This is a genomic window from Fodinicola feengrottensis (genome assembly GCF_010993775.1).
Lineage (GTDB): Bacteria > Actinomycetota > Actinomycetes > Mycobacteriales > HKI-0501 > Fodinicola > Fodinicola feengrottensis.
On sequence record NZ_WOTO01000015.1, the window covers coordinates 1 to 19,411 of the forward strand.

A 19,411-nucleotide genomic window follows, 5' to 3' on the forward strand; every position below is an offset into this window, starting at 1 on the left:
TCGCCATCTGCTCGATATGACCGGGCCACCGGAGCGGAACAATGCCGCCAGGGGAAAGTCGCAGGGTCTGGTGCTGCCAGCAGTACCACCTCGACCCACGAATCGCGCTGGCCGGCCGTTCACCGCGAGGCGGGGCTCGAAGCGTACCGGCCGCAACGGTCTTGGGGTCAGCCGTCGTGCGTGTTCCTGCAGGGCCTTCGCGTCGATCTTGACGCAGAGTTGCCGCAGGTCGCCGCTCCAGGTCATGGTCACGTGCTCGACCGGCGAAAACACCGACGCCGTGGTGGGGGTCATCGCGACGTCGGCGGTCCCGCAGCGGATCCGCGCGGCCCCGCTCAACGGCAGGTTCACCGCGTAGTAGTCCAGTGGTGCCCGGGTGTCGATGGTCACCGCCGCGCCACACTCGAGGTAGATGAACCGCAACGCCCCGAGGTCGGCGCTGTGCAGCCGGGCGTCCAGCGGCGCTGAGCGGCCCGGCCGGATCAGATGCGGTGAGAACACCCGGCTCGCCACCGTCTCGACGGCCCCGACATCGGCCGAGCGCAGCACCTGGAACGTGGAGAGTGGACGCTGGCTCGCATCCCGCTGGGGAACCGTCATGGCGGACGCTCCTGGCACTGGCCGATCGTGGGTCCAACCCGGGACCACACACGCATGATAGTGCGTACGTCCTTATGAGCGGCGGTTCAGCAGCACGTACGGGAAATGGCCGACACGATGGCGCGCGTGCCGGGCGGGCCGTCCAGGTGAACCGATTCCGATTCGTTAGTCTCGCGGGTAGAGAGCGGCTGACAGCAGATTCCTTGAGTAAGGGGAGCGACCCGAGTGGCCACCATTTCCGGCATCACCGCCCGCGAGATCCTGGACTCGCGCGGCAACCCCACCGTCGAGGTCGAGGTGGTGCTCGACGACGACACCGTCGGCCGCGCGTCGGTGCCGTCCGGCGCTTCGACCGGCGCGTTCGAGGCGGTCGAGCTGCGCGACGGTGAGGACCGCTACGGCGGCAAGGGCGTCGAAGGCGCCGTACGGGCCGTCGTGGACACCATCGAGCCGGAACTGGTCGGCTACGAGGCGTCCGAGCAGCGGATGATCGACTACGAGCTGATTGACTTGGACGGCACGGACAACAAGTCCAACCTGGGCGCCAACGCGATCCTGGGCGTCTCGCTGGCCGTCGCGCGGGCGGCCGCCGACTCCGCGGGCCTGCCGTTGTTCCGCTACCTGGGCGGACCCAACGCGCACCTGCTGCCGGTGCCGATGCTGAACATCGTCAACGGCGGCGCGCACGCTGACTCCAACGTCGACGTGCAGGAGTTCATGATCGCGCCGGCCGGCGCGGCGACCTTCGCCGAGGCGCTGCGCTGGGGCGCCGAGACGTACCACTCGCTCAAGTCCGTGCTGAAGGCCCGCGGCCTGTCCACCGGCCTGGGCGGCGACGAGGGCGGTTTCGCGCCGAACCTGGACAGCAACCGGGAAGCGCTGGACCTGATCGCCGAGGCGTCCAGAAGGCCGGCTTCTCGCTCGGCCAGGACATCGTGTTCGCGCTGGACGTGGCCGCCACCGAGCTGTACGCGGACGGCGTCTACACGCTGGAAGGCAAGCCGCACACTGCCGAGGAAATGACCGCGTACTACGCCGACCTGGTCTCCTCGTACCCGATCGTCTCCATCGAGGACCCGCTGTCCGAGGAGGACTGGGAGGGCTGGGTGGCGATGACCGACAAGCTCGGCGACACCATCCAGATCGTGGGCGACGACCTGTTCGTCACCAACCCGGAGCGGCTCGCCCGCGGTATCAACGCCGGCGCGGCGAACGCGCTGCTGGTCAAGGTCAACCAGATCGGCACCCTGACTGAGACCTTCGACGCCGTCTCGCTGGCGCAACGCAGCGGCTACACTACGATGATGAGCCACCGGTCCGGCGAGACCGAGGACACCACTATCGCCGACCTCGCGGTCGCGGTGAACGCCGGCCAGATCAAGACTGGAGCGCCGGCCCGGTCCGAGCGGGTCGCCAAATACAACCAGCTGCTGCGGATTGAGGAGGAGCTGGACGACGCGGCCGCGTACGCCGGCTTCAGCGCCTTCCCCCGCTTCGAGCCGGAGGCGCGTTCGTAGTGTCCACCCCACGCCCGACCCGCCGCGCGACCGCAGGCTCCGGCCGTCGTACGCCCGGCAGCCAGCAGCCGGGTGGCCCGCGGGCCGGCCGGGGCCGCGGCGAGTCGGCGCGCGGGACCGCACGGGTGCCGTCGGCGGCGAGGCCTGCACGACAGCGGCGGACCAGCGCGAGCATCGCCTCCGCGCTGCCCCGCCGGGGCGGCCGGCTGACCGGCCGCTCGGCCATCCTGGCCGTGGTGGTCTGCCTGCTGGTGCTGACTTTGGCTTATCCCACCCAGAAATACCTGTCCCAGCGCAGCCAGATCGCCCAGTTGGAGCAGGCCCAAGCCACCCAACAGCAACGGATTTCCGGTCTGGCGAAGCAAAAGGCCCAGTGGAACGACCCGAACTACGTGAAGGCGCAGGCCCGCCAGCGGCTGCAGTACGTCGAGCCCGGCGACTCCACTTTCGTGGTGGTCGGCGGTGACCGGTCCACCGCGGCGAGCGGCGGTCCGGCTGGTACGGCGGCGGGAGCTGGTCCCTGGTACGGAAAACTCGCCGGCAGCCTGGCCGGCGCGGACCGCCCGGCCGGCCGGTGACGGCCTCGGTGGACCCGATCAGCGCCGCCGACCTGGCGCTGGTCGGCGAGCAGATCGGCCGCCCGCCGCGAGGCGCCCGCAAGGTGGTTTTCCGTTGTGCCGCAGGACATCCCGCCGTGGTGGAGACGAATCCGCGGGTCGCTGGCGGGACGCCTTTCCCGACGTTGTACTACCTCACCTGCCCGCACGCGGTGAGTGCGGTCAGCACGCTGGAGTCGACCGGCATCATGCGTACGATGACCGAGCGGCTCGCCGTCGAGCCGGAGGTGGCGGCGGCGTACCAGAAAGCGCACGAAAGCTATCTGGCCCGCCGGTACGAGCTCGGTGACGTGCCGGAAATCCACGGGATTTCCGCCGGCGGGATGCCAAACCGAGTGAAGTGCCTGCATGTGCTGGTCGGCCACGCGCTGGCCGCGGGTCCCGGCGTCAACCCGTTCGGCGACGAGGCGCTGGCCGCCATCGCGGACCGCTGGCCGGGGCCGGCCTGCGCGGCCCAGGGTGCATAATTCGTCCACTGTGGACGGTGTGGAGGAGAGCCGATGACCCGGGTGGCGGCGATCGACTGCGGCACCAATTCGATCCGGTTGCTGATCGCCGATGTGGAGAGCATCAGCGCGATGGGCGGACTGTTGTCGGACGTGACCCGGCAAATGCGGATCGTCCGGCTCGGCGAGGGTGTCGACCGCAGCGGCATGCTCGCGCCGGCCGCGATCGCTCGTACCGAGGCGGCTTTGCGTGACTACGCCGGCGAAATCGCCGCGTCCGGCGCCGAGCGGGTCCGGATGGTGGCCACCTCGGCCAGCCGCGATGCCAGCAACGCCAACGAATTCACGTCGATGGTGCGGTCCGTGTTGGGCATCGACCCGGAGGTTATCAGCGGCGACCAGGAGGCCCGGCTGTCCTTCGCCGGCGCGATCCGGGACCTGCCGCCCACGATCGGCCAGCCGCCGTACCTGATCGCCGACATCGGCGGCGGCTCCACCGAGTTGGTGCTCGGCGTCGACGACCGTCACGGCCGCCAAGTCGGTCAACGTCGGGTGCGTACGACTGACCGAGCGGCACCTGCACGACGACCCGCCCACCGCCGCCCAGATCGCCGCCGCCGAGGCCGACGTGGTGGCCGCGATCGCCGAGGCCCGGCAGACCGTGCCGTTCGCGCAGGCCCGTACGCTCATCGGCCTCGCCGGCACCGTCACGACGGTGGTGGCGATCGCGCTCGGCCTCGACTCGTACGACTCCACGCGGATCCACCACGCCACCGCCACTTATGAGCAGGTCGACGCGGTGACCCGGATGCTGCTGGCCACCCGGCAGGAGCGGGCCGCGCTCCCGGTCATGCACCCGGGCCGCGTCGACGTGATCGGCGCCGGCGCGACCGTCCTGCGAGTCCTGATGTCGGAGGTCGGCGCCGCCTCCGTGGTCGCCAGCGAACACGACATCCTCGACGGCATCGCGTACTCGCTCGCCTAACTCTTCCACCCATCCGGTCAGTCCGGCGCGAAACTGTCGGAGGTGGCGCGGAGCCTCGATTCGGGGGCGGCATTTTCGCCCGGGCGTGGCGCCGGCGTCGAGTGCCGGACAAAATCCCGCACTCGACGTCGAGTGCGGCACAATGTCCCGCACTCGCTGGAATCCGGACGCCAGCGACTGGTCACCCGCAACAAATGCCGCCCCCGAATCGAGACTTCCAGGGTGGTCGGACAGTTTTCGCCGTCCTTGCCTGATGCGTACGACTGATGCGTACGACGATGCCGGTGACATCGTCGAGTCGGCGCGAAAACTTCGCTGGTGAGACCGAGATGACCTTGGTGAATCGAGAAAGTGTGAGGGCGACCTCTGCTTCTGGGCTGGGAACTGTGATTTAGCGTATTGACGCCTTTACTCAGCGCTGCCCGATGTGATTGGGTTCCGGGACCAAGCGATCGCGGTGCCGGGCCGACCCCACCCCGGGAGGTCCTGCTGCCGTGAGCCGGAAAAGACCCTGACCAGGGGTCGTGGCGAAAGGGCCGCTGATGGGTCGGAAAGTGGCGTTCACGGTGGCGGCCTCGGTCGCCGAGGGATATCTGGCGGTGCCCGAGACCGGGTCCGGCCCCGGCCTGCTGGTGGTTGGCCGGACAGCTGGGTTGACCGGCCACGTGAGCAGCGTCGTCGACCGGTTCGCGGCCGAGGGTTTCGTCGCGTTCGCGCCCGATCTCTACCACCCCGCCGCCGATGGCGAGCCCTTCCCGACCGCGGTCGCGCTGCCTAACGTCCTCGCCGACCTCGTCGGCGCGGCCCACCACCTGGACGGCGTGCCGGAGTTCTCCGGCCAGCTCGGGGTGGTCGGATTCGGTGCCGGCGGCGGGCTCGCACTGGCGGCGGCCGCGGAGCTGGCGTCGGCGTCCGCCATGGTCGCGTTCTATCCGGAGCTGGAAGGCCTCGCCGACGTGCCCTGGGCGCGGTTCCGTGGCAAGGCCGCGATCGTCCACCAATCCGGCCGCATGGACACCGCCTCCGCCGCCGTGCAGCGCCGGATCACCGAGGCCGGCGGGTCCTGTCGGGTGTACGAGTACGCGGACGCCGAGCCCGATTTCTTCAACGACGACCGACCCGGCAGCTACCACCCCGAAGACGCTCGTACGGCCTGGGCGCGCACTCTCGAACTGCTACGCCCGACCCTGTTGGCGCGGGCCGCCTGATCGGGCATTTTCGCAGGTAGAAGCCCTCTTGGCGGACAACGCTAGGCCTTGCTTCGGCGTTCGAACATATGTACGATTACAGCAATGGCTATGGCAGCCAGAAATCGTTCTGGCCGAAGGAGATGCCATGGCTTTTCTCGATGCCCTGCACGGGCGGTTCCAGGTCGTGCTGGCCGCGCACACCAAGTCCGGTGAGCTGGCCGCGCTGTCCCACCTGAGCCGCCCGGACGCGGCCGCCATCCAGCCGCTGGCGATCGCGATGCCCCGGCTGGCCCCGCAGAGTCGGTTGATGGTCAGCTTTGTGGCGGCCGCCACCGCGCTCGCCGAATATGGCCGGCCGCTGATGGTCGACCTGGCCCGAATCCCGGCAGGGCACCCGCTGCGGGCCGAGCCGCTGGGTGCGTACGACTTCCTTGACAACGTGGTTCGCGAGGCGTTGGAGGAAAAACACGGCCCGCTGGGCAGTGCGTTGCCCACCCTGTTGCCGGTTTTCTCGGCAGACGGCGAAAATGACCGGCCGGATGTGCTGGCCGCGCAGCGACTGGACGGGCGGGACGGGCGTGGCGCGGTGATCCGGATCGCCGGCCTGACCCGACAAACGCCCGCTGGTTGGGCCGAGCACCTCGGCAAAACCACCGCATCACTGGGAATCGCGCCGCAACGCGTCGATGTGGTCGTCGACGCGTCCTATGTGGACTCTGTGCAGGAACGGCGAGTTGATCAGGTCTGTGACGTGGTGGCCGCGGTCCATCAGGCAATGCCCGTACGATCAGTCACGCTGCTCGCCGGGTCGGTGCCGCCGCGTCGGTTCGTCACCCAGACGATGATCAAGCCACGGTATGAGATGGAGCTGTGGTCTGCCTGCGCGGGCTCGCTCTCCGGCGAGTTGCGCTATGGCGACTATGGCGTGGTCCATCCGCTGCAGGCCGACACCCAACTCGCCGGCCCGGTCTCCACCAACCCGTATTTGTTCTATACGGCCGGCCGCGGCTCGCTCTACCTGAGCCGGCAACTTCCCCGCGACGAGAACAGAAAGATCGCCCGCGGCGGCGGTGCGACCAAGTTCCGGGAGATCTCCACCGAGCTGGCCCGGCTCAGCGAATTCGCTGGCCCGCGTTATTCGTGGGGCGCGACGCCGAGCTCGCCGGCTGTGCCGCCGGAAACGTGCGAAACGTCGGTACGGTGACCCGCTGGATCGCCATCGCCACCTCACACCACTGCGCCCACCTCGCGGACTCCGCCCGCAGACCCGCCCTCGTCGCCTAACTACCCCCTCAGATGAGGCGGGCGGCGAACTGTTCGTGCGCGAGGCCATAGCCGAGGTCCTCGGTGAGGCGGCGCCGCCACGGCCGCTGGATGATCGCGTGAGTCATCCGGCGAGTCGTGCGCGGCTTTTTCATGATCTCCTCGGCGATTTCCCGCGCTCGCGGCAGTAGCCGATCATTTTCGGTGACCTCGTTGACAAGTCCGAGTCGCAGGGCGGTCTGGGCGTCGATCCGCTCGCCCGAGTAGAGATAGCCGGCCGCCCTTTTCTGCCCGACCAGTTCCTGCAGGACCAGGTGCATCCCGTCGCCGGGCGACTGGCCGCCGGCGGCGAAATTTCCGTCTCCCAGCGTTGTTCGGCGTGCACAAGGTCAGGTCGCAGAGTAAAGCCAGCTCGGTCCTGATGCCCGGTCCGTTGATCGCCCCGATAGTCGGGATGTCCACTCCGAACACCAGGTTTTCCAGCATTTTCAGGCCATCCAGGTAGGCGTGCTGGTACGCCGCGTCGGCCGGCCAGCTCGGCACCGGTTGCCCGAACGACGGTGGATGGATGCCGCCGATCCAGCGATCCCCGGTGCCGGTGATGATAAGCACCTCGTTCGCCGGGTCCGCGCTGATCATCGCGAGCACCTGGCTCCAGGTGTTTTTCAACCCCAGTGAGAAAACCGCCGGTCCATTGGCGGTGTGCATCCGCAGTTCGACGATCCCGTCGTGGCGCTGGATCGCGAAATGCTCGGCGTACCGAGCCGCGTACTCTCCCAGGTCCGCCGGCGCCACGAAGCCGCCGACTTGGTCGTCCCACTCTCGCAGACTCTCGCTCATGCCTCTCCTCTAACTGGTGGCTGCCCCCAATTATCTTCCGGTACGATACGGGGGCCAACCCCAGTTAGGCAAGGTGACTGATGCGGGCCGATGCCCAGCGCAACTATCAGCGCGTCTTGGACAGTGCCCGGGCCGCGTTCGAGCGGTTCGGCACCGGCGCGTCGTTGGAGGACATCGCCGCCGAGGCGGATGTGGGGTCAGCGACCTTGCACCGGCATTTTCGCAGTCGGTACGCGCTTATAGACGCCGTCTTCCGGGATCGAGTGGAGGCGTTGTGCGCGAAGGCGGACCGGCATGCAGCGGACCCGGAGAGCGCGCTTCTGGAGTGGCTGCGCTCGCTCGCTGACCACGTCGGTGCGTACAAAGGACTCGCGGCGGCGCTGTTGGAGGCGGACGAGGACCTGTCGTCGTGCCGGGACGCCATCCGTACGACCGGGGCGGCGTTGCTGGTCCGCGCGCAGGAGGTCGGCGCGGTCCGGCCGGACGTGACGGCGACCGAGGTGCTGACGCTCACCACCGCCGTCGCGCTCGCCGCCGAACGAGCCGGCACCCGCGCCGGCGACCGGCCGACTGCTGGCGTTGATGATGGAGGGCATGGGCGGCAAACGGTGACAGCGCCGGAATATCTCACCGCACCGGAACGCGACGGCGTGCCGGTGGCCGGGACAGCGGCCGCCGTACGCCGATTTTCCCGGCAGGCAACGGATCTGCCCGCCCTGGACGACGCGATCGCGTGCTGCCGGGCCTGCGACCGGCTGGTCGCGTGGCGCGAGCGGGTTGCCGTCGAGAAACGCGCGGCGTACGTGGGGGAGACCTATTGGGGCCGTCCGGCGCCGGGTTTCGGGCCGCCAGACGCCCGAATCGCGGTGCTCGGCCTGGCGCCGGCCGCGCACGGCGCCAATCGTACGGGCCGGGTCTTCACCGGCGACCGGTCCGGCGACTGGCTTTTCGCCGCCATGCACCGCGCCGGCCTCGCCAACCAGCCGACCTCGGTGCGTGCCGACGACGGCCTGCGGCTCATCGACGCCCGCATCGTCGCGGCGGCCGTACGCTGCGCACCGCCCGAAAACAAGCCGACGCCTGCCGAGCGGGACACCTGCCAGCCCTGGCTGGTACGCGAATTGGCTTTGCTGCGACCGACATTGCGGGTCGTGGTCGTCCTCGGCGGCTTCGGCTGGGCGGCGCTGTGGCCGTCGCTGGTCGCCCTGGGTATCGAGATCCCCAGACCACGGCCCACCTTCGGCCACGGCGTGGAGGTCGACGCGTCCGGGCTCACCATTGTGGGTTGTTTCCATCCCAGCCAACAGAACACTTTCACCGGCAAGCTGACCGAGTCGATGTTGGATGATATTTTCCGCCGTGCGAACGAAATCGTGGCTGCCTGAAAGGCAGCGCAGTGTGCTGGAAAACATGTGTCCGGGGTTACGTATGACGGGGATCGCTATTGATCTCCGAGGTCCGGATGCGGCCGTACGCTTGAGATATGCGAAACGGACGGTCGCGAATTCTCATCGTCGGTGGCGGTTATGTGGGCATGTACACACCGCCTTACGTCTCCAGAAGAAACTGTCCCGCCGGGAAGCCGAGATCATGGTGGTGGACCCGCAACCACACATGACATATCAACCCTTCCTGCCCGAGGCCGCCGCCGGCAACATCTCGCCGCGGCACGTGGTCGCGCCGCTGCGCAAGGTGCTGCGGCATTCCACGGTTGTCACCGCGTCGGTCGGGTCGGCGTCGACCACACCCGCAAGATCGCCTTCGTGCAGCCGCCGGTGGGTCCCGTACGGGAAATCAAATATGACCAGATCGTGATGGCCCCCGGCTCGATCTCGCGGACCCTGCCGATCCCCGGGCTCAAGGAGAACGCGGTCGGCTTCAAGACCATCGGTGAGGCCATCTACCTGCGCAATCACGTGCTTGCCCAGCTCGACGCGGCGGCCAGCACCGACGATGCGGACCTACGCCGTCGGGCACTGACCTTCGTCTTCGTCGGCGGCGGTTACGCCGGCATCGAGGCGATGGCCGAGCTGGAGGACATGGCCCGCGACGCGTTGCGCTACTACCCGGAGCTCAAGCAGGGCGAGATGCGCTGGGTGCTGGTCGAGGCGGCCCAGCGGATCCTGCCCGAGGTCGGCGCCGAGATGGGCGCGTACACGGTCCAGCGGCTGCTCGGACGCGGCATGGACCTGCGGCTGAACACCCGGCTCGACTCGTGCGTGGACGGCCTCGTGATGCTGTCCGACGGCGATGTCTTCGACGCCGGCACCATCGTCTGGACCGCCGGCGTGAAAGCCAACCCGGTCCTGCAGCTCACCGACCTCCCGCTGGACTCCCGCGGCCGGGTCACCTGCGCCGCGACCATGCAGGTCATCACCGCCGACGGCACCGTCGTGCCGGGCGCCTGGGCGGCCGGCGACGGCGCGTCCGTGCCGGACCTCACCGCCGACGACCCGACCGTCACCTGCGCCCCCAACGCACAGCACGCCGTACGCCAGGCGGCCCAGCTCGGCACCAACATCGCGCTGGTCGTGCACGGCGCCCCCCCCGTCCCGTACAAGCACAAATACGTCGGGTCGGTCGCCAGCCTCGGGCTGCACAAGGGTGCCGCGCGGATCTTCGGGATGAACTTCACTGGGCTGGCCGCTTGGCTCCTGCACCGCACGTACCACATGAGCGGGGTCCCCACCCTGAACCGCAAGGTCCGAGTGGTCGCCGACTGGACGCTAGCGCTGTTCCTCAAACGCGAGGTCGTCTCGCTCGGCCAGCTGCACTCGCCGCGGGTGGAGTTCACCGAGGCAGCCACCCCGGCGCCGGCCCGTCCGGTGGCCCGGGAGCACACTCGAGAGGCAGCCGTCACAAGCTAACAGGTTATGACCCCACGACACCGCCCGGTCGCGTAACGTGACCGGGGTTGGGCCCGGGTGGTGGAATGGCAGACACGGTCGTCTTAAACACGACTGCCTTGGTAAGGCGTGCGGGTTCGAGTCCCGCCCCGGGCACTATCCTGAGCAGGGTAAACGCGCTGCGGTGTGATCTCGGGAAGGCCTGCTTTGGCCCATATCGACGGCCGTAGAGGTATGCCAACAAATAGTGCCCGCCACGAAACCGTGGCGGGCACTATTTGTCACTTCATATTCAGCCGGACCATGGAGCCCAACCCGGCGGGGCTCGTCAGCGCAGGACGTACAGCCGGACGAGGTTGGAATGGAACGGGTCCTGGTAGCAGTCCCAGTCACCGGCCTGGTTGTTGCGATACATGTCCACGCCCTGTTCGGCGCAGTGCGCGCAGCTCGCCCCAGCCGTTGGATCCTGGAAGGCGGTCCATTCCTGCCAGCCTGGCAGGCTGGCCCTGAACCCCGGGCAGTCGTGGCCGATGTCGCTGGGCTGCGCATGAACCGCCGGCGCGGCCGCTGATGGTGTCGAAAACGCCAGTCCAGCGAGGGCGGCGAAGCCGACGAGTGAGCTGGCGACGATCCGACGGTGCGATCGCATTCAAGTTCTCCTTTGTTTGAGTGGGTGACCGCGGTTGTAGCTGGAATTCGAGCCGGCAGAATTTTCCAGGGTGTGCGCAGATGAATGCGTACGCGGCCGCCACGGCTTTGTTCGAGGTAGTCGGGAAAAATGCTTACGGGTCAGAAATCGACTGGGAATATGGTCAGTGCCAGCCGATGGTCCAGTTGTGGATCTCGCCGGTGCCTTGGACCGTCAAGGTGACCGGGCCGCCGTTTCCGATGTTGTATATGTGGGTTTGCGGCGGCGCGTTGACGGTGGTTATGCCGCCGCACGTGCCGACTGACCAGCTGATCTGAGTGTTCGCGCCGCCAAGCGCGTCGTAGTCGACCCACATCTGTCCGCGTGGCGCGTTGAACGAAAGCACACATGACGGGGTGCCGGTGCACGACTTGTTTCCCGATGCCGGCGCGGCCGCCGCTGGTGCGGCCGTGGCGCTGAGCGCGACGACGGCTGTCGCGGCCACCAAAAGGGCAGGCATTTTCATACGGTGCCTCCTCAAATCCCGGGGTTGGTCATGCCGCCGCAGTCGCCTCGCGATCTCGGCCGTGTAGATAATGATTGAGCTTTCCGGAAAAATCAATACACACTTGTCATGTCATGTGAAATGAGGCAGGGCCGTGGTGGGAAATCGAGATACACACCGAAGATTGGTCACTCGCGAGGGAATCAATGACGGGTTCGGATCTGACTTTTGTCATCGGCGCATGATGATTTTGCGACGGACCGCGTGCGACGGGTCAAATACTCGCGTACGAATGGATGTCAGTAATTCTCCGCGGTGAAATGGTGGTCTAGGAGCGGTGGCTGACGATGTTGACGGTGTGGCCGTTGGGGTCGCGGACGAAGAATCGGCGTACGCCCCACGGTTCGTCGCGGAGTTCGTAAACGATCTGGTCGCCGCGCCGGACCGCGGCTTCGTGGGCGGCGTCCACGTCGGCGACCTCGATGCTGAAGTCGGCGGTGGGCGAGCTGGCCGGCAACACGATGATCTGGGCGGTGGGATTCGCCCTCGAAACGAGGAACGTCACCCCCCGCTGGGGTCGCGGTGGACGTCGAGGGCGAGAAGGCCGGTGTAGAAGTCGATCGTCTGCTCCGGGTCTTCGGTGCTGAGGTCGGGAACGATGCGGCGTACGTCCGTTGTCATGGCGGCAACCGTACGTACCCGGCTGGTCGGGTCGCTTGGACAAAATTGTCGTGGCCACCGCAGACTTAAGGAAAGGATCATCCTCGCGGACCAGCCCCGGGACGCTTCGTCGCGTTATTCTCGGGGCGTCGCGCGTTTTGGGCGGCTTTCGGGAGGTCAGTGTGAACAGCAGCAACCCCGTCTTCGGGCGGGACCCGTGGGGCGAGAACCGGGGCCGCGGGCGGGCCCGCGACCGGCAGCAACCTGTCGGTTACGGCGGCTCGAGTCCGTACGGGTACGGGCCGGCCGGCGATCCCACGTACGGTGACCCCGACTACGGCGTCATCGCGCATCCGGGTCCGCGGTCGCTGGCGGCGATGACCGTCGAGGACGTGGTGGTCCGTACGCTCGGCCTGCTGGCCATCACGGTGGCCGCCGCGGCCGCCGCGTGGATTCTGCTGCCGGCCGGCGCGTTGGCGAACTTCGCGCTCATCGGGGCCGTGGTGATCGGCCTGGTCTTGGGCCTGGTGATCTCGTTGGGTCGGATCACCAACCCGGTGGCCATCATCGGCTACGCCGTGGTGGAAGGCGTTCTGCTCGGACTTTTCAGCAGGGTCTTCGAAAATCTCTACTCAGGCATCGTGTTGCAGGCGATTGTCTGCACGCTGGCGGTGTTCGGCGGGATGACGCTGCTCTACCGGTTCCGGATCCTGCGGGCCACGCCTGGGTTTGTCCGCTGGGTAACCGGCGCGGTGATCGGCGTGGGCGTGCTGATGCTCGTCAACTTCGGCCTGTCGATCTTTGGCGTGAACGGCGGCAATGGCCTCGGGCTGCGGGAATATGATCCGACCGCGAAGGCCGGCTGGCTGCCGATCGTGTTCAGCCTGATCTGTGTGGGGGCTCGCCGCGCTGACGTTCATCCTCGACTTCGCGGTCGTGGAGGACGGGGTCGCGCGGGGCGTCGACCGGCGGTTCGCCTGGTATGCGTCTTTCGGCATCCTGGTCGGGCTGATCTGGCTCTACCTGGAGTTGCTGAGGTTGCTCGGCTACGCCCGGCGATAGCGTGACGCGTCCCGACGGCCAGCGCCTCCGGGTCGAGACCGACCGGCTGTTGAACGCGACAGCCGGCTGGTCGGCGCGTCGGTGGCGCCCGTACGAGCCGCGGATGCGCGCCGCTCTGCAGGCGCTCGCCGACCTCGACGCAGACGCCGAAGGTATCGAGCGGCGGCCGCTGCCGGCGGTGGACAACCAGGAGATCCTGCCGATGCAGCTCGCCGTCCTGGTGGACGACCTGCTGCGTACGAGCGCGTCCGACGACGCCCTCGCGCGCGCCGCCGACATCGTGACGTCTATCCGCCGGTAACCCTCGATGGCCCATGAGCGGGCCACCGAGGGCTCCGAAGGGATTAGAGGCGTTCGAGGATCAGGGCCATGCCCTGGCCGCCGCCGACGCACATCGTCTCCAGGCCGAAGCGCTTGTCGTGCCACTCCAGCGAGTTCAGCAGCGTGGTGGTGATCCGCGCGCCGGTCATTCCGAACGGGTGTCCGACGGCGATCGCGCCGCCGTTGACGTTCAGTTTCTCCAGCGGGATCCCGAGGTCCTGGTACGACGGGATGACCTGCGCGGCGAAGGCCTCGTTGATCTCCACGAGGTCGATGTCGTCGATGGTCATGCCGGCTCGCGCGAGCGCCTGCCGGGATGCCTCCACCGGCCCGTAGCCCATGATTTCCGGCGACAGCCCGGAAACTCCGGTCGCGACGATCCGGGCCAGCGGCTTGATGCCGAGCTCGCGGGCCTTGGTGTCGCTCATCACGACCACCGCGGCGGCGCCGTCGTTGAGCGCGCAGCAGTTGCCGGCGGTGACCCGTCCGTCCGGTCGGAACACCGGCTTCAGGCCGGAAACGCCGTCAACCGTGACGCCTGGCCGCGGGCCGTCGTCGCGGTCCAGGACGTTGCCGTTGGGCAGTGTGATCGGGGTGATCTCGCGGGCCCAGAAGCCGTCCTTGATGGCCTTCTCGGCCAGGTTCTGCGACCGTACGCCGAATTCGTCCATTTCCGCGCGGCTCACGTTTTTGAGCTGTGCCAGGTTTTCCGCGGTCTGACCCATCGCGATGTAGACATCCGGGACAACGCCGTCCTCGCGCGGGTCGTGCCACTGGGTGCCGCCCTGCGGGAGCAGTGCGCTGCGGGCCCCGCCGTCGGCGAAGAACGGGCTGCGGGTGTCCGGCCACGAGTCGGAGCTGCCCTTGCCGAACCGGGACACGCACTCCACGCCGGCGGAGATGAAGGCATCGCCCTCGCCGGCCTTGATGGCGTGGAAGGCCATTCGGGTGGTCTGCAGGCTCGACGAGCAGTAGCGGGTGATCGTGGCGCCCGGCAGCGAGTCGTACCCGAGCTGCACGGCCACCACCCGGGCCATGTTGAAGCCCTGCTCGCCGCCCGGCAGCCCGCAGCCCAGCAGCAGGTCGTCGATGGTGTTCGGGTCCAGCTGCGGGACCTTGCCCAGCGCCGTCTGGACGATGGTGGCGGTCAGGTCGGTCGGCCGTACCTCGGTCATGGAACCTTTGCCAGCCCGGCCGATCGGGGAGCGGGCGGTCGCGACGATCACAGCGTCAGTCATGTACTCGAAAGTAACCCACCGTTGGCGTCCGGTCATCCCCTGCGTACGCGCGTGATCGGTTCACCAGAGTGTGGTTCGGGCCACTTGCCCAGCAGGTTCAGGAACGGGCGGCTGGTACGCGAGCGGTGCGCTCGATCGGCGAGATGGGTGCGGCCTCGGCAACCGCGACCGCTGCCGGAGTGGCCGGGTGGCCGGCGCTGATCGGCCAGCGGGGGAGCCGGATCCGCTGGCGCAGCTGTGCCCAGCGACCCCGGCGGCCCCGCTCGGAGCTGTTGACGGCCGCGCCGGACACCTCCGTGCCGGCGGTGTCGACGGCGTGCACGGCGGCCTTGGGCAGCGGCAGGATGCCGTCGCCGAGCCGGCGGTGCGGCACGTCGGTCTGCGGCTCGGTGCCGGTGACGCTGGCGATGACGGACGGGAGGATGGCGGCGATCGCGGTGGCGTAGCCGAGTGCGGACGGGTGGAACCGGTCGGGCGAGAACATCCGGTCGCGGGCCCGGGCGAACTGCGGGCCGAGCAGGTGGCCGAGCGAGACCGTACGCCCGCCAGCCTCCACGACGGCGATGGTTTGGGCGGCCGCCAGTCGGCGGCTGTCCAGCCGGGCAACCCAGCGCAGCGGCGGCCGGATCGGCTCGATGGTGCCCAGGTCAGGGCACGTGCCGACGATCGGTTGGCAGTCGATGGCGACCAGCTGCTGGACGGTCTCGGACAGGTAGCGGACGGCGTCGGAGATCCGCGCCCGGGTGGTCACGTCGTTGCCGCCGATCATGATCATCGCGACCTCCGGGCGCTCCGGCAGCACCCGCTCGAGCTGCGGCGGCAGGTCGGCGGACACCGCGCCGACGACGGCCGCGACGATCACCCGCACCGGCCGGTGCAGCGTCTGGGAGATCCCGGTCGCGAGCAGCGCGCCGGGCGTTTCGGCGGCCAACTGCACTCCGTAACCGACCGCACTGGAGTCGCCCAGCACGGCTAATACGACCGGCTTGCCGGAATATTGGGTGCCATAAAGACCTGCGCCGGTGGGCGGCTCACCGTACGGGAGTGGCTGGATCGCCCGGCGGGCGAAACTGGCCTCGGCCATTAACAGCCCGTACACACCGGCGCCCAGCAGACCCGCCCCGCCCCGCCGCCGTACGCAGCGGCGGCGGTGGCGATCCTGCGTGCTGTGCGTGCCCTGCTCATCGCCCCCCCACCACCCCCACTCCCTCGTCGCAGTCCCTAACGATCACTTAAGTGAACTACGGGAATGCCACAATGATCAGCGATTTAATCGTGTCGCGGGAGTTGTTTTCAGCGTGACGCGTGCAATAGGACGTGAGATGCACTAAAGTGCGCCGGCCTCCGCGGCACTGGCTACCGTCGGGTAGAGGGGGCGAAAGCCAAGCTCACGGCGGATCCGCGCGGTGCTCACGGTGTGTAGCCACGGACGCGCCTCCACCGAACGGTCCGCACTTTCTGCCCGCTCGGGCAGCTCGATGCCGTGCAGCTGGAATATCTCGAAAATGGTCATCGGGGCATCGTCGGACAGGTTGTACGTACGGCCGGCGATTCCTTCGGCACGCAGCGCGCGCAAGAGCGCCTGGCCCACGTCCGCGTGGTGGCCGGTGGTCATCCGCTGATGCGCCGGCCAGTCGGCGACCAGCCGGACCGCGTCTGTGACATGTGGGTCGCCGTCTCCGTACACGAAGGGCAGCCGGACGATCCGCAGGTCCAGGCCGCGGGTCTGGTGCAGCGTACGAAGCCGCCGCTCGGCTTCGGCCTTGGGCCGAGGGATAGCCGAACAGGTCGGTGCCGACCGGGTCGTCCTCAGTCGCCGGGCGGCCGTAGTCGCAGCCGTCGTAGACCAGGTTCGTACTGGTGTAGACGAATTTGGTGATGCCGGCGTCCAGCGCCGCGTTGGCCAGCATTTCGGTGCCGGCGATGTCTGTGTCGGTCAGTTCCTGCGGCGACCAGGCCCGGAAGGAGCTGGCGATGTGGACGATCGCGGTGATGCCGATGAGTGATTTGCGTACGGCGGCCTCGTCGCGCAGGTCCGCGACCGCGATGTCGGTGGGGAGGTCGATGTTGTCGTTGCGTACGAGCAGTCGGGTTGGTTCGCCGGCGGCGAGCATCCTGCGCGCGAACCTGCTGCCGACCTTGCCGGTGGCCCCGGTGATCAATGTGGTCATGGGTACGACACTGCGGCGAGCCGGTCGGTGCCGGCAGAGGCCTGCTAAGGCTGGGATTGCCGATCCCTGGCTGAGCTGGGCGTAACTCGCGAAGATGGGTTCTTATGGACGCTCCGAGCCTGGCCGATTTCCTCCGACGCCGGCGGGCCGCGCTGCAGCCCGACGCAGTGGGACTGCCGGCCGGTCGGCGACGCCGTACGCCTGGATTGCGTCGGGAGGAGGTGGCCGCGCTTACTGGCATGTCCTGCGACTACTACACGCGGCTGGAGCAGGCTCGTGGCCCGCGGCCGTCCCGGCAGCTGCTGGCCGCGCTGGCGCGCGCGTTGCGGCTGACCGACGACGAGCGGGATCACCTGTTTCACCTGGTCGGCGAGGAGGCGCCGCGGCTCGGGATGACTTCGGACCACGTACGCCCCGGCGTTCTGCGGATGCTCGACCGACTCAGGGACCTGCCCGCGTCCGTGTTCGACGACCTCGGCTACATCCTCGCGTGGACCCCGGTGGCGGCCGCTCTGGGCAGCGACTACTCGGAGCTCGCGGACGCCGACCGCAACGTCCACCTGCTCTTCTTCTGTCCACCTTCTGGCCGTCCCCGGCTCGCTGTCCGCGACCGCGAGGCGAACGCGCGAAGTCACGTCGCCGACCTGCGCCTCGCCGTCGCCGCCCACCCTGGCGACCGCCGCGGCCCCGAGCTGGTCCGCCGGTTGCGCGCCGGCAGCCCCGAATTCGCCCGACTGTGGGAGGAACATGAGGTGACCGTGCGCCGCTCGATGACGAAGACTTTCGTCCACCCGGAAATCGGTGAGATCGAGCTGGCCTGCGAAATGTTCCACCTGCCCGAAGCCGGCCAGAAACTGATCGTCCACTCCGCCGCTCCCGGCAGCAGCGCCGAACAGGCTCTGGAGCTGCTGCGCGTCCTGGGCACCCAGACCACCGCCGTGTAGGGCTGGGTTTGCCGTCGAGTGCGGGACTTTATCCCGCACTCGACGCTGAGCGTGGGACAAAGTCCCGCACTCGGCGCGTTTTCTCAGGCGGCGCCGATTTGTGTGCGTACGCGTGTCTGCTTCTACGCGCTTACCACGCGCGCGCGCTTACTTACGTAACGTTAAAACCCACGTACCCACCCCCCGCCCTTTAAAGGGCGGGGGCCTAATAGTACTTTGTTAGGTTGTTTCGGCGTGTCGAGTCGGAGTTTTTGTTGTTATTCGGGACAATGTGTGGCATGAACCTGAAGCGCGGGATTCGTCAGGATCTTGAGCGGTACGTGCTGGATGTTTTTGGCGCGTTGCCGCGTTCGGATCAGCGGGTGAAAGCGGGCGCGTATCTGCGTGGCGTGTTGACCGATGGTCGGCGTAAGTCGATGTGGCCGATGGCGGAGCGGGTCGGCGTGGACTACCAGCAGATTCAGCAGTTCGTGTCGTCCTCGACCTGGCCGGTGGAGCCGGTTCGCGCGCGAATCGCGCGGCTCGCCCAGGAGTTGGTCGACCCGGTGGCGTGGGTCGTGGACGACACCGGGTTTCCTAAGGACGGCAAGCATTCCCCGTGTGTGGCGCGGCAGTACAGCGGCAGCCTGGGCAAGGTCGGGAACTGCCAGGTCGCGCCAGCCTTCACCTGGCCACCGACGTGGCGTCGGTACCCGTGAACTGGCGCTTGTTCGTGCCTGAGCGCTGGGACGACTCACTCGCCGACGACGGTGATGCCGAGACGGTCGCGGCGCGACGAGCCGCGGCGAAAATCCCGGCAACCGAACGACACCGGGAAAAATGGCGGATGGCACTGGAAATGATCGACGAAACAACGAAATGGGGCCTGCGCCCCGGCGTGATATGCGCGGACCCCGGCTACGGTGACTGCGGCGATTTTCGCACGGCACTGACCGACCGTGGATTGTCTTATGTCGTCGGCGTCAAAGGTGACACCGGCGCGCACGCCGTGGACACCGAACCCGATATGCCGCCCTATTCCGGGTCCGGTCGCCCGCCGACAGCCCGCTACCGCACCAAACCCCTCAGCCTCAAGCAACACGCGATACGTGCCTCAACCCAGGCCGCGCAGACGATCACCTGGCGCAAAGGCACCATCGGTCCACTTCGTTCCCGGTACGTCATCATCCAAGTCCGACCCGCCAACCGCCACATCCCCCGTCAATCGGACGGCACACTACCGATCACCTGGATGATCGCCGAATGGCCCCCAAAAGAAGAAGAACCCACAAAATACTGGCTATCCAACCTCCACCCCAGCACCCGACCGAAAACCCTCGTGCAACTCGCAAAAATCCGCTGGCGCATCGAACACGACTACAGAGAACTCAAAACCGGACTCGGCCTCGACCACTTCGAAGGACGATCCTGGCTCGGCTGGCACCACCACGTCACCCTCACCAGCGCGGCACACCTGTTCATCACCAAAACCAGGCTCACCAACCAAAAAGCACCAGCGCCGGCCCACCCCCAACCCTTTACCAAATAATACGAGAAATCCAGCACATCCTCGCCACCTGGGCCGGCGCATGCCATACC

20 protein-coding genes, 1 tRNA gene and 4 pseudogenes are annotated in these 19,411 nt (G+C 67.9%); 15 read left to right on the forward strand and 10 right to left on the reverse strand.

All coding sequences use genetic code 11. The annotated features are described in order from the left end of the window. Positions 1-600: cupin domain-containing protein (locus tag GNX96_RS15580; RefSeq protein WP_452124479.1), on the reverse strand; the 600-nt coding region annotated here is incomplete at its 3' end. Between the two features lie 225 nt (positions 601-825). On the opposite strand from GNX96_RS15580, the pseudogene eno reads away from it, so the two are divergent. The 7 genes and pseudogenes from eno to GNX96_RS15610 all read left to right on the forward strand — a co-directional run bounded on the left by eno (position 826) and on the right by GNX96_RS15610 (position 6,559). Then, positions 826-2,117, forward strand: a pseudogene (gene eno / locus GNX96_RS15585) (phosphopyruvate hydratase). Continuing rightward, positions 2,117-2,695 carry a septum formation initiator family protein gene (locus GNX96_RS15590; RefSeq protein WP_163568645.1) on the forward strand — a complete coding sequence of 193 codons (579 nt, stop codon included), beginning with the start codon at positions 2,117-2,119 and terminating at the stop codon, positions 2,693-2,695. The pseudogene eno and the gene GNX96_RS15590 overlap by 1 nt, the downstream one beginning before the upstream one ends. Further along, positions 2,692-3,201, forward strand: coding sequence for a DUF501 domain-containing protein (locus GNX96_RS15595; protein WP_163568646.1), 510 nt, complete (start codon positions 2,692-2,694; stop codon positions 3,199-3,201). Before GNX96_RS15590 ends, GNX96_RS15595 begins: the two co-directional genes overlap by 4 nt. A gap of 33 nt (positions 3,202-3,234) precedes the next feature. Further along, positions 3,235-4,165 (forward strand): annotated as a pseudogene (locus tag GNX96_RS15600) (Ppx/GppA phosphatase family protein). A 142-nt stretch (positions 4,166-4,307) separates the two neighbouring features. Continuing rightward, a complete protein-coding gene (locus GNX96_RS52115; RefSeq protein WP_279580460.1) occupies positions 4,308-4,487 on the forward strand; it encodes a hypothetical protein in 180 nt (59 codons plus the stop codon). A 220-nt stretch (positions 4,488-4,707) separates the two neighbouring features. Next, a complete protein-coding gene (locus GNX96_RS15605; protein WP_163568647.1) occupies positions 4,708-5,373 on the forward strand; it encodes a dienelactone hydrolase family protein in 666 nt (221 codons plus the stop codon). 127 nt (positions 5,374-5,500) lie between these two features. Continuing rightward, a complete protein-coding gene (locus GNX96_RS15610) occupies positions 5,501-6,559 on the forward strand; it encodes a beta family protein (RefSeq protein ID WP_163568648.1) in 1,059 nt (352 codons plus the stop codon). An 88-nt stretch (positions 6,560-6,647) separates the two neighbouring features. On the opposite strand, the gene GNX96_RS52120 is transcribed toward GNX96_RS15610, so the two are convergent. Together GNX96_RS52120 and GNX96_RS15615 are read right to left on the reverse strand one after the other, a co-directional pair. Further along, positions 6,648-6,932, reverse strand: a complete 285-nt coding sequence (locus GNX96_RS52120) for an enoyl-CoA hydratase/isomerase family protein (protein WP_279580536.1) — start codon at positions 6,930-6,932, stop codon at positions 6,648-6,650. Then, entirely contained in the window at positions 6,814-7,458 is a 645-nt protein-coding gene (locus tag GNX96_RS15615) for a Clp protease/crotonase-like domain-containing protein (RefSeq protein ID WP_279580546.1), read from the reverse strand. Before GNX96_RS15615 ends, GNX96_RS52120 begins: the two co-directional genes overlap by 119 nt. An 80-nt stretch (positions 7,459-7,538) precedes the next feature. On the opposite strand from GNX96_RS15615, the gene GNX96_RS63625 reads away from it, so the two are divergent. The 4 genes from GNX96_RS63625 (at position 7,539) to GNX96_RS15630 (ending at position 10,460) form a co-directional block, all read left to right on the forward strand. Continuing rightward, positions 7,539-8,843, forward strand: coding sequence for an SbtR family transcriptional regulator (locus GNX96_RS63625; protein ID WP_163568649.1), 1,305 nt, complete (start codon positions 7,539-7,541; stop codon positions 8,841-8,843). Positions 8,844-9,048: 205 nt separating this feature from the next. After that, a complete protein-coding gene (locus tag GNX96_RS52135) occupies positions 9,049-9,273 on the forward strand; it encodes a hypothetical protein (protein WP_279580461.1) in 225 nt (74 codons plus the stop codon). Continuing rightward, a complete protein-coding gene (locus GNX96_RS15625) occupies positions 9,213-10,325 on the forward strand; it encodes an NAD(P)/FAD-dependent oxidoreductase (RefSeq protein ID WP_390624026.1) in 1,113 nt (370 codons plus the stop codon). The genes GNX96_RS52135 and GNX96_RS15625 overlap by 61 nt, the downstream gene beginning before the upstream one ends. A gap of 51 nt (positions 10,326-10,376) precedes the next feature. After that, a tRNA-Leu gene (locus GNX96_RS15630) sits at positions 10,377-10,460 on the forward strand. Positions 10,461-10,632: 172 nt separating this feature from the next. Here GNX96_RS15630 and GNX96_RS15635 read toward each other — a convergent pair. The 3 genes from GNX96_RS15635 to GNX96_RS15645 form a co-directional block, all read right to left on the reverse strand. Then, entirely contained in the window at positions 10,633-10,953 is a 321-nt protein-coding gene (locus tag GNX96_RS15635) for a hypothetical protein (RefSeq protein WP_163568650.1), read from the reverse strand. A gap of 163 nt (positions 10,954-11,116) precedes the next feature. Continuing rightward, the gene (locus tag GNX96_RS15640; protein ID WP_163568651.1) at positions 11,117-11,458 is read right to left on the reverse strand and encodes a hypothetical protein; all 342 of its coding nucleotides are present in this window, start codon (positions 11,456-11,458) and stop codon (positions 11,117-11,119) included. A 307-nt stretch (positions 11,459-11,765) separates the two neighbouring features. Next, on the reverse strand, positions 11,766-12,002 hold the full coding sequence (locus GNX96_RS15645; RefSeq protein WP_163568652.1) for a VOC family protein: 237 nt from the start codon (positions 12,000-12,002) through the stop codon (positions 11,766-11,768). Between the two features lie 277 nt (positions 12,003-12,279). On the opposite strand from GNX96_RS15645, the gene GNX96_RS15650 reads away from it, so the two are divergent. Together GNX96_RS15650 and GNX96_RS15655 are read left to right on the forward strand one after the other, a co-directional pair. Next, positions 12,280-13,164: a Bax inhibitor-1/YccA family protein gene (locus GNX96_RS15650; protein WP_279580463.1), complete on the forward strand. Its 885-nt coding sequence runs from the start codon at positions 12,280-12,282 to the stop codon at positions 13,162-13,164. Continuing rightward, the gene (locus GNX96_RS15655; RefSeq protein ID WP_163568653.1) at positions 13,161-13,460 is read left to right on the forward strand and encodes a hypothetical protein; all 300 of its coding nucleotides are present in this window, start codon (positions 13,161-13,163) and stop codon (positions 13,458-13,460) included. Before GNX96_RS15650 ends, GNX96_RS15655 begins: the two co-directional genes overlap by 4 nt. A 43-nt stretch (positions 13,461-13,503) precedes the next feature. Here the strand turns inward: GNX96_RS15655 and GNX96_RS15660 are convergent, their stop codons facing one another. From GNX96_RS15660 to GNX96_RS63635, 4 genes and pseudogenes are all read right to left on the reverse strand, one after another. Beyond that, the gene (locus GNX96_RS15660; protein WP_163568654.1) at positions 13,504-14,718 is read right to left on the reverse strand and encodes an acetyl-CoA C-acetyltransferase; all 1,215 of its coding nucleotides are present in this window, start codon (positions 14,716-14,718) and stop codon (positions 13,504-13,506) included. A gap of 97 nt (positions 14,719-14,815) precedes the next feature. Beyond that, positions 14,816-15,802: an SGNH/GDSL hydrolase family protein gene (locus tag GNX96_RS15665; RefSeq protein WP_163568750.1), complete on the reverse strand. Its 987-nt coding sequence runs from the start codon at positions 15,800-15,802 to the stop codon at positions 14,816-14,818. Positions 15,803-16,045: 243 nt separating this feature from the next. Beyond that, entirely contained in the window at positions 16,046-16,405 is a 360-nt protein-coding gene (locus GNX96_RS52140) for an NAD-dependent epimerase/dehydratase family protein (RefSeq protein ID WP_279580464.1), read from the reverse strand. 163 nt (positions 16,406-16,568) lie between these two features. After that, positions 16,569-16,889 (reverse strand): annotated as a pseudogene (locus tag GNX96_RS63635) (NAD-dependent epimerase/dehydratase family protein); the annotation flags it as partial. A 104-nt stretch (positions 16,890-16,993) separates the two neighbouring features. Between GNX96_RS63635 and GNX96_RS15675 the strand changes: the two are divergent. Both GNX96_RS15675 and GNX96_RS15680 read left to right on the forward strand, forming a co-directional pair. Further along, complete coding sequence (locus GNX96_RS15675; protein WP_163568655.1) at positions 16,994-17,833, forward strand: MmyB family transcriptional regulator; 840 nt, start codon at positions 16,994-16,996, stop codon at positions 17,831-17,833. 278 nt (positions 17,834-18,111) lie between these two features. Further along, positions 18,112-19,361 (forward strand): annotated as a pseudogene (locus tag GNX96_RS15680) (IS701 family transposase). Positions 19,362-19,411 lie beyond the last annotated feature (50 nt).

Bases quoted from the DNA above. Each gene is read 5' to 3' on its own strand.
- GNX96_RS52115 (WP_279580460.1), top strand. From the start codon at position 4,308: ATGTCCCGCACTCGCTGGAATCCGGACGCCAGCGACTGGTCACCCGCA.
- GNX96_RS15605 (WP_163568647.1), top strand. From the start codon at position 4,708: ATGGGTCGGAAAGTGGCGTTCACGGTGGCGGCCTCGGTCGCCGAGGGA.
- GNX96_RS15610 (WP_163568648.1), top strand. From the start codon at position 5,501: ATGGCTTTTCTCGATGCCCTGCACGGGCGGTTCCAGGTCGTGCTGGCC.
- GNX96_RS15615 (WP_279580546.1), bottom strand. From the start codon at position 7,458: ATGAGCGAGAGTCTGCGAGAGTGGGACGACCAAGTCGGCGGCTTCGTG.
- GNX96_RS63625 (WP_163568649.1), top strand. From the start codon at position 7,539: ATGCGGGCCGATGCCCAGCGCAACTATCAGCGCGTCTTGGACAGTGCC.
- GNX96_RS52135 (WP_279580461.1), top strand. From the start codon at position 9,049: ATGGTGGTGGACCCGCAACCACACATGACATATCAACCCTTCCTGCCC.
- GNX96_RS15635 (WP_163568650.1), bottom strand. From the start codon at position 10,953: ATGCGATCGCACCGTCGGATCGTCGCCAGCTCACTCGTCGGCTTCGCC.
- GNX96_RS15640 (WP_163568651.1), bottom strand. From the start codon at position 11,458: ATGAAAATGCCTGCCCTTTTGGTGGCCGCGACAGCCGTCGTCGCGCTC.
- GNX96_RS15660 (WP_163568654.1), bottom strand. From the start codon at position 14,718: ATGACTGACGCTGTGATCGTCGCGACCGCCCGCTCCCCGATCGGCCGG.
- GNX96_RS15665 (WP_163568750.1), bottom strand. From the start codon at position 15,802: ATGGCCGAGGCCAGTTTCGCCCGCCGGGCGATCCAGCCACTCCCGTAC.
- GNX96_RS15675 (WP_163568655.1), top strand. From the start codon at position 16,994: ATGGACGCTCCGAGCCTGGCCGATTTCCTCCGACGCCGGCGGGCCGCG.